Genomic DNA, 12,893 nt, shown 5'->3' with positions numbered 1-12,893 from the left:
CTGGACAGTTGCGCGGACTCAGGGTTAGCGTGTTGAAACGCTTCGACGATCCAGACGCAGAGGTCTGGGCGCGGCCGCAAGTGGTGAGCCCTCTCGGGCTCTGCGAACCAAGGAGATGCGATGAAGCACAAGCGGACTACGACTGCCGTGGCGGCCGCGCTGGCCGGCGCCCTGGCGCTGACGGGCTGCACGGGTCAGAGCGGTGGCGGTGGCGACACCGACGACAGCACGCTGACGATCTGGCACTACGAGAACGAGGACTCGGCGATGGGCAAGGCCTGGGCCGAGGCCATCACGATCTTCGAGGAGGAGAACCCCGACGTCACGGTCGACGTCGAGAAGCAGACGTTCGAGCAGATCCAGAAGAACGCCAAGATCGTGCTCACGGGCGACGACGTGCCCGACGTCATGGAGTTCAACAAGGGCAACGCGACCGCGGGCCAGCTCGCGGCGCAGGGTCTGCTGAACCCGCTGACCGACGCAGCCACGGAGCGCGGGTGGGACGAGAAGCTGACCGGCTCGCTGGCGACCACCGCGACGTACGACGAGCAGGGGCTCATGGGCTCCGGCGAGTGGTACGGGGTACCGAACTACGGCGAGTTCGTCGGGGTCTACTACAACAAGGACATGTTCGCCGAGCACGGCCTCGAGGTGCCGACCACCCTCGACGAGTTCGACGACGTCCTGGCCACCTTCAAGAAGGAGGGCATCACGCCGCTGGCGGAGGCCGGCGCGGAGTACCCGCTGGGCCAGCTCTGGTACGAGCTCGTGCTCGCCTACGGCGACCGCGCGCTGGTGGACGACTACCAGCTCTTCGCGAACGACGTCGACTTCCACAACGAGGCGATGACGAAGGCCACCGAGAAGCTCGACGAGTGGATCGAGAAGGGCTACATCGCCTCCGACTCCGCCGCCCTGACCGCCGAGGACATGGGCGTCTCGTTCATCGACGGCACGTACCCGCTCATGGTCAGCGGGTCCTGGTGGTTCGGCCGCCTCGCGACCGAGGTCGAGGCCGACTGGGGCCAGTTCAACTTCCCGGGCAACACGCTGCACACCGGCTCGTCCGGCAACCTCTGGGTGGTTCCGGCGAACGCCGACTCCCCGAGCCTCGCCGAGGAGTTCATCGACATCACGCTGCGGCCCGAGGTGCAGAACATCCTCGCAGCCGAGGGCGGTCTGCCCGTGGCGGGCGACGCCTCGGCCATCGAGGACGAGCGCACCCGCGAGCTCACCGAGAACTTCCAGGCGATCCTCGACGAGGACGGCCTGGCGTTCTACCCGGACTGGCCGGTGGCCGGCTACTACGACGTGATCGTCAGCGAGCTGCAGTCCCTCGTCAACCGCTCCAAGACCCCGGACGAGGTGCTCGACGGGCTGCAGAGCTCGTACGACGACGGCAAGGCCGACCTGCTCGATGGCTGACAGCACCCTGACCGAAGAGCGCCCGCCGACGGCTGGACGCGCGCGATCGGCGCACGGGACACGCCGCCGTCGTCGGGCCTCGTGGGTGGGGTACCTGCCCTACCTGCTGCCCGGTGGGATCGCGTTCCTCGTGGTGATCGGGTACCCGCTCGTGACGAACGTGTACTTCAGCCTGTTCAAGTGGCGGGGCGGCATGGCCCCGCTGCGCTGGAACGGGCTGGGCAACTACGCGGACCTGATGGCCGACGACAAGTTCTGGACGTCGTTCGCCAACTCCGCGGCGATGATCGTCGCGATGGTCGTGGTGCCGACGCTCCTCGGGCTCATGCTCGCCGCGGTGCTGTTCGACTACCTCGGCCGACGGTTCGGCGCACGGGTCTCGTCGGTGCTGCGGGCCACCTACTACCTGCCGCAGATCCTGCCCGTCGCCGTGGCGGGCGTCCTGTGGAACTGGATCCTGAACTCCCAGACCGGCGCGCTCAACGTGATCCTGCGCGGGATCGGCATCGAGACGCCGCCCAACTGGCTCGGCGATCCGAGCACGGCCCTGCCGTCCGTGATGCTCGTGCTGATCTGGGTCCAGATGGGCTACCCGGTGGTCATCTTCATGGCGGCACTGCAGCGGGTGGACCCGGAGCTCTACGAGGCGGCGGAGCTGGACGGTGCGGGGTGGTGGGACCGGTTCCGGGCCATCACGGTGCCCCAGATCCGGCCCGAGATCTTCGTGGTCACGCTGACCTGCACGGTCGCGGCGCTCAAGGTGTTCGGGCCCATCTACGTGCTGACGCGCGGCGGGCCGGAGAGCTCGACTCTCGTGCCGAGCTACTACTCGTACCTGAGCTTCTTCGACAAGTCCCAGGTCGGCTACGGGGCCGCGATCGCCACGGTGCTCACGCTCGTGATCGTCGTGGTGGCAGTGATCATCCTCGGCCTGCAGAGCCGAGCGGAACGACGCGAACGGGAGGGGATCTGACATGGCTGTCGCCACAGACGCACGACCGACCACACGAACGGCTCAGGTGCGCAGCACCGCCGTCGACTCCCGGTACAGGCGCGGCGTCGGACGCTGGCTCGTCCTGGCCGCTGCGGTGCTCGTGGGCCTCGCGGTCCTCGCGCCGTTCGGGATCATGCTGCTCAACGCGTTCAAGTCGCCGCAGGACTATGCGGCGAACGGGCCGCTGGCCCTGCCGTCCGGCCTCTACCTCGACGGGGTGGTGGCCTTCTGGGAGCGCACCGAGTTCCCGGTGAAGCTCTGGAACTCCGTGTTCATCTCGGCGATCGTGGCCGTGCTCGGCGCGCTGCTGTCGCTGTTCAACGCCTACGCGATCGGCATCGGCAGGGTGAAGGGGCGGCTGTGGATCGTCGCGCTGTTCCTGCTGGCGAACATGCTGCCGCAGGAGGCCCTGATCTACCCGCTGTTCACCATGGCGCAGTCGGTCGGGCTCTCGAACTCCCAGTGGTCGGTGATCATCATCTTCACCGTCATCCAGTCGGCGTTCGGCACCTACCTGCTGTCCTCGGTGCTCGGCACGTTCCCACCGGCGCTGCTGGAGGCAGCGGCCCTCGACGGCGCGAGCCGGTGGCGCATCCTCTGGCAGGTCGTCTTCCCGATCGTGCGCCCGACGCTCTCCGTCCTGATGATCTTCTTCTTCATCTGGACCTGGAACGAGTTCTTCATCCCGCTGGTCATGCTCACCAGCAACGACACCCAGACCATCCCCATCGCCCTCGCCTCGCTGCAGGGTGATCGCATGATGGACGCACCGACGATCAACGCGGGCTCGCTCGTCTCCCTCGTGCCCGCCGTCGTGTTCTTCCTGATCTTCCAGCGCACCCTGACCCGGGGCGTGACCGCCGGGGCGGTCAAGTGACTGCGCTCCACACCACGAATCCCTACGCCCTACAGAGACGAGTGAGGCCCCAGCCATGAGATTCACCGACGGCTACTGGCAGCTGCGACCCGGCGTCGAGATGCTCCGTCCCCGCGACATCGACTCGGTCGAGGCCGGCGACAACACCCTGACCGTGTACGCGCCCACCGCGCCGATCACGCGGCGGGGGGACACTCTGAACCGGCCGGTCGTCACGGTCACCTTCGACGCCCCGGCGGACTCCGTCATCGGCGTGCGCATCGAGCACCACCAGGGCCGCCGCGACCCCGGCCCGCACTTCGCCGTCAACCGGGAGCCCGGGGCGGTCAAGGTGGTCGTGCCCGAGTCCGGCGCCGCCGAGCTCACCTCCGGCGGGCTCACGGCCCGCGTCTCCACCGACGGCCCGTGGCACGTCGACTTCGTGGCCGACGGCGAGGTGCTCACCTCGTCGTCGGACCGGAGCGTCGGGATCGTGAGCACGCCGGACGGCGACTTCGTGCACGAGCAGCTCGGGCTCGGCGTCGGTGAGCACGTCTACGGCCTGGGCGAGCGGTTCGGCGCGTTCGTGAAGAACGGCCAGAGCGTCGACGTCTGGAACGAGGACGGCGGCACCGCGAGCGAGCAGGCCTACAAGAACGTGCCGTTCTACCTGACCGACCGTGGCTACGGCGTGTTCGTGGCCCACCCCGAGCGGGTCTCGTTCGAGGTGGGCTCCGAGGTGGTCAGCCGCACCCAGTTCTCGGTGCCAGGACAGTCGCTCCAGTACTACGTGATCCACGGGCCGACGCCCGCAGAGATCCTGCGCCGGTACACGGCCCTGACCGGGCGGCCCGCCGTCGTCCCCGCGTGGTCGTACGGCCTGTGGCTCTCGACGTCGTTCACGACGAACTACGACGAGGCCACCGTCACGAGCTTCATCGACGGCATGGCCGAGCGGGACATCCCGCTGTCGGTGTTCCACTTCGACTGCTTCTGGATGCGACAGTTCCACTGGTGCGACTTCGTGTGGGACCCGGCGACGTTCCCCGACCCCGAGGGCATGCTGGCCCGGCTGCACGACCGCGGCCTGAAGGTCTGCGTCTGGATCAACCCGTACATCGCTCAGCGATCGCACCTGTTCCGTGAGGGCCGGGAGAAGGGCTACCTGGTCATGACGCCCGACGGCGACGTCTGGCAGTGGGACAAGTGGCAGGCCGGCATGGGACTGGTCGACTTCACCAACCCCGAGGCCGCCGCGTGGTACCAGGACAAGCTGCGCGCGCTCCTGGGTCAGGGTGTCGACGCCTTCAAGACCGACTTCGGCGAGCGCATCCCCACCGACGTCGTCTGGCACGACGGGTCCGACCCGCAGCGCATGCACAACTACTACACCTCCCTGTTCAACAAGACGGTCTTCGAGCTGCTCGAGGAGGAGCGTGGGCGCGGCGAGGCAGTGTTGTTCGCGCGGTCCGCGACAGCCGGCACGCAGGCCTACCCCGTGCACTGGGGCGGCGACTGCGAGTCCACCTTCGTGTCCATGGCGGAGTCCCTCCGCGGCGGGCTCTCGCTGTCGCTGTCCGGGTTCGGCTACTGGAGCCACGACATCGGCGGGTTCGAGGGCACGCCCGACCCCGCCGTGTTCAAGCGGTGGGCCGCGTTCGGCCTGATGTCGTCGCACTCCCGGCTGCACGGGTCCAGCTCCTACCGCGTGCCGTGGGCGTTCGACGAAGAGGCGGTCGACGTCACCAGGAAGTTCACGAAGCTGAAGCTGCGGCTCATGCCGTACCTCGGCGGGCTCGGCGAGGTGGCCGCAGCCCAGGGGATGCCCGTCATGCGCCCGATGGTGCTCCAGTTCCCCGACGACCGGACGGCTGCGTCCGTCGACACCCAGTACATGCTGGGGCCGTCGCTGCTGGTCGCACCGGTCTTCCACGAGTCCCGTGCGGAGTACTACGTGCCGGAGGGTGAGTGGACCCGCCTGCCGGACGTCGGGGCGGACGGCCTGGCGTCGACCGTGACCGGTCCGCGCTGGGTCGCCGAGGAGCACGGCTTCGACAGCCTGCCGCTGCTCGTGCGGCCCGGCACGGTGCTGCCCGTCGGTGCGCGCGACGACCGGCCGGACTACGCGTGGGCGGACGGCGTGACGTTACGCTGCACCCGTCTGCCCGAGGGGTACGACGAAGAAGTCCTGGTCCCGGGTGGCACGGGCGCACCCGCGACGTTCCGCGTGCGGTGCGACTCCGGCGTCGTGCGGGTGACCAGTGACGACGCTCCTGGTGAGTGGAGCGTCGAGAATGAAGGACGGACCGTTCGGGCCTCGGGCCCAGGAGAGGTGACACTGTGAGTGCACGGAGTTTCCCCAGCGATTTCCTCTGGGGCTCGGCGACCGCGTCGTACCAGATCGAGGGTGGTGCGACCGAGGGCGGGCGCGGGCCGTCCATCTGGGACACGTTCTCGCACACCCCCGGCAAGACGCTGAACGGGGACACGGGCGACGTCGCGGACGACCACTTCCACCGGTGGCAGGAGGACGTCGAGCACATCAAGAACCTGGGCCTCGGCGCGTACCGGTTCTCCATCTCCTGGTCGCGCGTGCAGCCGGGCGGGTCCGGCGACTTCAACGCCGAGGGCATCGCGTTCTACTCGGCCCTCGTGGACGGGCTGCTCGCCGCCGGCGTGAAGCCGGTGGTGACGCTGTACCACTGGGACCTCCCGCAGGAGCTCGAGGACGAGGGCGGCTGGACCAACCGGGAGACCGCCTACGCCTTCGCGCGGTACGCGCGGCGGATGGCCGAGGAGCTCGGCGACCGTATCGACGTCTGGACCACGCTCAACGAGCCGTGGTGCACGGCGTACCTCGGCTACGGCTCGGGCGTCCACGCGCCGGGTCGTACGGAGCCGCTGGCCGCGCTGCAGGCGGTGCACCACCTGAACCTGGCGCACGGCCTCGCGGTCCAGCAGATCCGCGAGGTGCTCGGCGACTCCGCCAAGACGTCGATCACGCTGAACCTGCACGTCTTCCGGCCGGACGACCCGTCGTCCGAGGCCGACCAGGGCGCCGTCCGCACGGTCGACGCGCTGGCCAACCGGGCCTTCCTCGGCCCGGTGCTCGACGGCGCATACCCCGTCGACCTCCTGGAGAACACGGCATCGGTCACCGACTGGTCGTTCGTGCAGGACGGTGACCTGGAGATCACCAAGCAGCCGCTGGACGTGCTCGGCGTCAACTACTACTCGACGGCGCGCGTGAAGCACTACTCCGGGCAGGGTGAGCGCCAGCAGGCCGACGGGCACAAGGACTCCGCCGGTACGCCGTGGATCGCCGCCGACGACGTCGAGTTCCTCCCGCAGCCCGGCCCGTACACGGCCATGGGCTGGAACATCGAGCCGGCCGGTCTCACGGACCTGCTGGTCTCGCTGCGCGACTCCTACCCGGACCAGCCGCTGATGGTCACGGAGAACGGCGCCGCGTTCGAGGACACCGTGGTGGTCGAGGACGGCGTGGCGCGCGTGCACGACGTGGAGCGCGTCTCCTACCTGCACGACCACGTCGAGGCCCTGGGGCTCGCCCGGGACCAGGGTGTGGACGTGCGCGGGTACTTCGCGTGGTCGCTGCTCGACAACTTCGAGTGGGCCTACGGCTACGACCGGCGGTTCGGCATCATCCGGGTCGACTACGAGACCCTGGAGCGCACCTGGAAGGACTCGGCGCACTGGTACCGCCGTCTGGCGACGACGAACACCCTGCCGCCCGTGGACTACTCGGCGTAGCCCGGGGCCTCGGCCTCATGGCGGGTGATCGGTAGAACGTCAGACGATCGGCAGCCCGGGCTGCCGATCGTCTGACGTTCTACCGACCACCCGCGCTGCCCTGGGTACCTTGTGGGGATGAGCGGATCAGATCGGGTGGGGGCGGAGCTGCGCAGCGTGCTGAGGGGGCTGCGGGACGGCGCGCGGGTTCCCGCGCTGTCCGCGGCCGTGGGACGTGGTGGAGACGTGGTCTGGGCGGAGGTCGCCGCCGCCACCTGGGCAGGTGGCCCGACGCCGGAGCACGCCTTCCGCATCGGGTCGATCACCAAACCCATGGTCGCAGTGGCGGTGCTCCGGCTCGTCGACGAGGGCCTCGTGGCGCTCGCGGACCCGGTCGGTGCGCACCTGCCGGACGCACCGGGTGCGAACGCCACGATCAGGCATCTGCTCACGCACACGAGCGGCCTGCAGGCCGAGTTCCCCGGGCCGTGGTGGGAGCGGCACGGCGGGCCCACGTGGGACGAGCTGGCCGCCTCGGGCGTCGAGCAGCTCTGGGACCCGGGCGAGCGGTACCACTACAGCAACCTGGGCTTCGCCGTGCTGGGCCGCCTGCTCGAGGTGGTCCGAGGCAGCACGTGGGACAAGGTGCTCCAGGACGAGGTGTGGGGGCCGTTGGGGATGGCCGCCACCGGCCGTGTCCCGGTGGGCCCGCACGTCACGGGGTACGCCGTACACCCGCATGCCGACCTGGTGCACCACGAGCCGGTGGCCGAGTACCGCGCGGCAGGGCCTGCGGGAGAGGTGTGGTCCACCCCGTCGGACCTGGTCCGGTTCGGCATGTGGCTCGTGGGCGGGGAGGCCGACCGCGACGCGGGCGAGTCGGTGCTCCCGCTCGCCCGGCGCCGCCACCTGGCCGTCCCCCGCGTGGTGGTCGACGACGCGGGGCCCGCCGGCGGGCCGTGGCCGACGGCCCACGGGCTGGGGGTGCGCGTGCGGCAGGACGGCGCCGTGCGCACGATCGGCCACGGCGGATCGGTACCGGGCTTCACCGCGGACCTCCGGGCGGACGCCGTCACCGGCGACGTCGTGGCGGTGTGCGGCTCGTCGACGCTCGGGTTCGGTGGCGGCTCGGCACTGCTCGCGGCTCTTCAGGGCGCCGCTGTGCGTGAGCCGCTGCCGCCGGAGGACTCGCACGGCACCGTCGAGCGGGCGATCGGGCGCGGTGCCGCCGGGCCTGGCGAGATCACCGGCACCTGGTACTGGGGACCGTCCCCGCACACGGTCAGCGTCGGTGCAGACGGCCGTATCGAGCTGCGCTCCCAGGACGGCGGCGGCCGGGGCACGGTGTTCGACGTCGTGGACGGCGAGCTGCGGGGCGTCGAGGGCGGGTACTGGCTCGGGGAACGGCTCGCGGTGCCTGCCACCGGCGGCGCCCCGGTGGCGCTGGACGTCGGCACCTTCCACTTCACACGCACCCCGTACGACCCGGGGACGGCCGTGCCCGGCGGCGTCGACGCGTCAGGCTGGCACCGTCCGGGCCCCACGGTGTGACACGCCCAAGCGTCGCGACACGCCGCTGACTGAGATCACTTTTCGAGCCTCCCGGGACCCGCGAGGTGCGCTTTCTCGCGGCTCCCGAGCCCCCGCCCGAGGGCGGCTCAGGAAGCGCTCCATGCCGCCTCCCAGGCGGTGTCAGAGGCTCGTGGCAGCATGGTCCCTGAGCGTCGGGAACGTCTCGTGTCCAGCGGGCCGTCCCCCTCCAACCACAACATGTCGTAAGCGAGCGGGTGTCAGACACTAGGTGTAGTGTTTGGTTCAGCGGGAGACGCAGACCCGCAAACAAAGCACACCAACGTAACTTCACGGGTGTCCTTCGAGGTCAGAGGAGGCGGACATGAGCGTCACGGTCTACAGCAAGCCGGCGTGCGTCCAGTGCGACGCGACGTACCGGGCACTGGATCGCAAGGGTGTCGAGTACACGGTCGTCGACATCACTGAGGACGCCGAGGCGCTCGAGATGGTTCGCGGTCTCGGGTACCTCCAGGCGCCGGTCGTCGTGGCCGGTGACACCCACTGGTCGGGCTTTCGCCCCGACCAGATCAGCGCGGTCGCCGCGCTTCAGGCCGCCTCGGCCTGACCCGTATTACAGCAACGTCGGCAAGGAGGCGTGACGTGGGTTCTCTCGTCTACTTCTCCAGCGTGTCGGAGTACACGCACCGGTTCGTCGAGAAGCTTGCTCTCGAGGAGCTGGGGATCTCGGTGCACCGGATTCCGCTGCGCCCGGCCGACGGCTTTCTGCGCGTGGACGAGCCCTACGTCCTCATGGCCCCCACCTACGGTGGCGGCAACGAGGGCGGGGCCGTCCCACGGCAGGTGAGGAAGTTCCTCAACGACGAACACAACCGGTCGCTCATTCGCGGCGTCATCGCTGCGGGGAACACCAATTTCGGGGCTGCGTACTGCATCACCGGGGACATCATCGCTGCGAAGTGCCATGTCCCGTACCTGTACGCCTTCGAACTCTTGGGCACTGCGCAGGACGTCACGCGCGTCCGCAACGGATTGGGACGATTTTGGCAGCAACAACCACAGAGCCTCTCCGCCTGAACGGTGAAGGGCTGAGCGAGATCCCCCTGGAGCCGCTCCAGATGGACTACCACTCGCTCAACGCCATGCTGAACCTGTACGGGTCGGACGGGAAGATCCAGTTCGAGAAGGACCGCGAGGCGGCTCGCCAGTACTTCCTGCAGCACGTGAACCCGAACACCGTCGAGTTCGAGTCGCTCGAAGCGAAGCTCGAGCACCTGGTCGAGGCCAAGTACTACGACCCGACCGTGCTCGCGAAGTACTCAGGGGCGTTCGTCAAGGAGCTGTTCCAGCTCGCGTACTCGAAGGAGTTCCGCTTCGAGACGTTCCTCGGCGCCTTCAAGTACTACACCTCGTACACGCTCAAGACATTCGACGGCAAGAAGTACCTAGAGCACTTCGAGGACCGCGTCGCCATGGTCGCGCTCGGCCTGGCCGACGGCAGCGAGCAGACCGCTCGGGACATCGTCGAGGAGGTCATCTCCGGGCGGTTCCAGCCGGCGACACCGACCTTCCTCAACGTCGGCAAGGCGCAGCGCGGCGAGCCCGTGTCCTGCTTCCTGCTGCGCATCGAGGACAACATGGAGTCGATCGCGCGCGGCATCAACTCCGCGCTGCAGCTCTCCAAGCGCGGCGGCGGCGTGGCGCTCCTCCTGAGCAACATCCGTGAGCACGGCGCGCCGATCAAGCACATCGAGAACCAGTCCTCGGGCGTCATCCCCGTGATGAAGCTCCTGGAGGACTCCTTCTCCTACGCCAACCAGCTCGGTGCGCGCCAGGGCGCCGGTGCGGTGTACCTGCACGCACACCACCCCGACATCATGCGGTTCCTCGACACCAAGCGGGAGAACGCGGACGAGAAGATCCGCATCAAGACGCTCTCGCTCGGTGTGGTCATCCCGGACATCACGTTCGAGCTGGCCAAGAAGAACGCGGACATGCACCTGTTCAGCCCGTACGACGTCGAGCGGGTCTACGGCAAGCCGTTCGCCGACATCTCCATCTCGGAGAAGTACGACGAGCTCGTCGCCGACGACCGCATCCGCAAGACGACGATCAGCGCGCGGGACTTCTTCCAGACGCTCGCGGAGCTGCAGTTCGAGTCCGGGTACCCGTACATCATGTTCGAGGACACCGTGAACGCTGCGAACCCCATCAAGGGCCGCATCACGCACTCGAACCTGTGCTCCGAGATCCTGCAGGTGTCGACCCCGTCGACGTTCAACGAGGACCTCTCGTACAACGAGATCGGGCGGGACATCTCCTGCAACCTGGGCTCGCTGAACATCGCCAAGGCGATGGACTCGCCGGACTTCGGCCGCACCATCGACACCGCGATCCGCGCGCTCACCGCGGTGAGCGACCAGACGTCCATCGAGTCGGTCCCGTCGATCAAGCGGGCCAACGAGATGGGCCACGCCATCGGCCTCGGCCAGATGAACCTGCACGGCTTCCTTGCCCGTGAGCGCATCTACTACGGCTCGGAGGAGGGGATCGACTTCACGAACATCTACTTCTACACCGTGGCCTACCACGCGATCGCGGCGTCGAACCGCCTGTCGATCGAGCGCAAGAAGAAGTTCGGTGGGTTCGAGGACTCGAAGTACGCCACCGGCGAGTACTTCGACAAGTACGTCGAGCAGGAGTGGAAGCCGGCCACGGAGCGCGTCGCTGCTCTCTTCGCCGACGCCGGTGTGTCGATCCCGACGCAGGACGACTGGCGTGCGCTGCGGGCCTCGGTCATGGAGCACGGCATCTACAACCAGAACCTCCAGGCGGTGCCGCCCACGGGTTCGATCAGCTACATCAACAACTCGACGTCGTCGATCCACCCGGTCCCGGCCAAGATCGAGATCCGCAAGGAAGGCAAGCTCGGTCGCGTCTACTACCCGGCGCCGTACATGACGAACGACAACCTGGACTACTACCAGGACGCGTACGAGATCGGCTACGAGAAGATCATCGACACGTACGCAGCGGCGACGCAGCACGTGGACCAGGGCCTCTCGCTGACCCTGTTCTTCCCGGACACGGTCACCACGCGCGACGTGAACAAGGCGCAGATCTACGCGTGGCGCAAGGGCATCAAGACTCTCTACTACATCCGCCTGCGCCAGCTCGCTCTGGAGGGTACTGAGGTGGACAACTGCGTCAGCTGCATGCTCTGACGCGTCCGCACAGCTCGTTCTCCTCCTACCGCAGCCCTGAAGGAACTCCCATGTCGCCCACCGGCAAGCTCAAGCTCATCGATCGCGTGACAGCGATCAACTGGAACCGCCTCGAGGACGAGAAGGACCTCGAGGTCTGGGACCGTCTCGTCGGCAACTTCTGGCTGCCCGAGAAGGTCCCGGTCTCCAACGACATCCAGTCGTGGAACACCCTCTCGGAGCACGAGAAGACCATGACCTCGCGGGTGTTCACCGGACTGACCCTCCTGGACACCATCCAGGGCACGGTGGGTGCGGTGTCGCTGATCCCGGACGCGCTCACCCCTCACGAGGAGGCGGTGTACACCAACATCGCCTTCATGGAGAGCGTGCACGCGAAGAGCTACTCCTCGATCTTCTCCACGCTGCTGTCGACGCCTGAGATCGACGACGCCTTCGAGTGGTCCGAGAACAACGCGAACCTGCAGAAGAAGGCAGAGATCGTCCTCGACTACTACCGCGGTGACGACCCGCTGAAGCGCAAGGTCGCCTCGACGATGCTCGAGTCGTTCCTGTTCTACTCCGGCTTCTACGCGCCGATGTACTGGTCCTCGCGGGCCAAGCTCACGAACACGGCCGACCTGATCCGCCTCATCATCCGTGACGAGGCAGTGCACGGGTACTACATCGGCTACAAGTACCAGAAGGGCCTTGCGCAGCTCACGCAGCCCGAGCAGGACGACCTCAAGGCGTACACCTTCGACCTGCTCTTCGAGCTCTACGAGAACGAGGTCGAGTACACCGACTCGCTCTACGGCGAGCTGGGGCTGACCGAGGACGTCAAGAAGTTCCTGCGGTACAACGGCAACAAGGCCCTGATGAACCTGGGCTACGAGGCGTTGTTCCCCAAGGAGGACACGGACGTCAACCCGGCCATCCTCGCGGCCCTGTCGCCGAACGCGGACGAGAACCACGACTTCTTCTCGGGGTCCGGTTCGTCGTACGTGATCGGCAAGGCCGTGGAGACCGAGGACGACGACTGGGACTTCTGACCTCGTGTCGGGAGTACGTCGCCCCTAGCGGCTGACCAGAGGCCCGGAACCGCAGGTTGCTGCGGTTCCGGGCCTCTGTCGCT

General features: G+C 68.0%; 10 protein-coding genes. All 10 read left to right on the top strand.

Annotated features, from left to right (window positions below; genetic code table 11):
- Window positions 1-120: 120 nt before the first annotated feature.
- The 10 genes from ACFS27_RS06275 to nrdF all read left to right on the top strand — a co-directional run bounded on the left by ACFS27_RS06275 (window position 121) and on the right by nrdF (window position 12,810).
- Window positions 121-1,425 (top strand): ABC transporter substrate-binding protein, encoded by a 1,305-nt coding sequence (locus ACFS27_RS06275; RefSeq protein ID WP_377181059.1) that lies wholly within the window; start codon window positions 121-123, stop codon window positions 1,423-1,425.
- An 85-nt stretch (window positions 1,426-1,510) separates the two neighbouring features.
- A complete protein-coding gene (locus tag ACFS27_RS06270) occupies window positions 1,511-2,398 on the top strand; it encodes a carbohydrate ABC transporter permease (RefSeq protein WP_377183621.1) in 888 nt (295 codons plus the stop codon).
- Window position 2,399: 1 nt separating this feature from the next.
- Window positions 2,400-3,296, top strand: coding sequence for a carbohydrate ABC transporter permease (locus ACFS27_RS06265; protein WP_377181057.1), 897 nt, complete (start codon window positions 2,400-2,402; stop codon window positions 3,294-3,296).
- 55 nt (window positions 3,297-3,351) lie between these two features.
- Window positions 3,352-5,619: an alpha-xylosidase gene (gene yicI, locus ACFS27_RS06260; protein ID WP_377181055.1), complete on the top strand. Its 2,268-nt coding sequence runs from the start codon at window positions 3,352-3,354 to the stop codon at window positions 5,617-5,619.
- Window positions 5,616-7,046 (top strand): GH1 family beta-glucosidase, encoded by a 1,431-nt coding sequence (locus tag ACFS27_RS06255; RefSeq protein ID WP_377181053.1) that lies wholly within the window; start codon window positions 5,616-5,618, stop codon window positions 7,044-7,046. Before yicI ends, ACFS27_RS06255 begins: the two co-directional genes overlap by 4 nt.
- Before the next feature lie 117 nt (window positions 7,047-7,163).
- The gene (locus ACFS27_RS06250) at window positions 7,164-8,576 is read left to right on the top strand and encodes a serine hydrolase domain-containing protein (protein ID WP_377181051.1); all 1,413 of its coding nucleotides are present in this window, start codon (window positions 7,164-7,166) and stop codon (window positions 8,574-8,576) included.
- Window positions 8,577-8,919: 343 nt separating this feature from the next.
- Window positions 8,920-9,162, top strand: coding sequence for a glutaredoxin-like protein NrdH (nrdH, locus tag ACFS27_RS06245; RefSeq protein WP_253872763.1), 243 nt, complete (start codon window positions 8,920-8,922; stop codon window positions 9,160-9,162).
- A 35-nt stretch (window positions 9,163-9,197) separates the two neighbouring features.
- A complete protein-coding gene (gene nrdI, locus ACFS27_RS06240; protein ID WP_377181048.1) occupies window positions 9,198-9,632 on the top strand; it encodes a class Ib ribonucleoside-diphosphate reductase assembly flavoprotein NrdI in 435 nt (144 codons plus the stop codon).
- 41 nt (window positions 9,633-9,673) lie between these two features.
- Window positions 9,674-11,779: a class 1b ribonucleoside-diphosphate reductase subunit alpha gene (gene nrdE / locus ACFS27_RS06235; protein WP_377181046.1), complete on the top strand. Its 2,106-nt coding sequence runs from the start codon at window positions 9,674-9,676 to the stop codon at window positions 11,777-11,779.
- Between the two features lie 50 nt (window positions 11,780-11,829).
- On the top strand, window positions 11,830-12,810 hold the full coding sequence (nrdF, locus tag ACFS27_RS06230; protein ID WP_377181044.1) for a class 1b ribonucleoside-diphosphate reductase subunit beta: 981 nt from the start codon (window positions 11,830-11,832) through the stop codon (window positions 12,808-12,810).
- Window positions 12,811-12,893: the final 83 nt, after the last annotated feature.

This window comes from Promicromonospora vindobonensis (assembly GCF_042685865.1).
GTDB classification, from domain to species: domain Bacteria; phylum Actinomycetota; class Actinomycetes; order Actinomycetales; family Cellulomonadaceae; genus Promicromonospora; species Promicromonospora vindobonensis.
The sequence above is the reverse complement of the archived record's forward strand: the minus strand, read 5'-3'. Positions and strand labels throughout refer to the sequence as shown.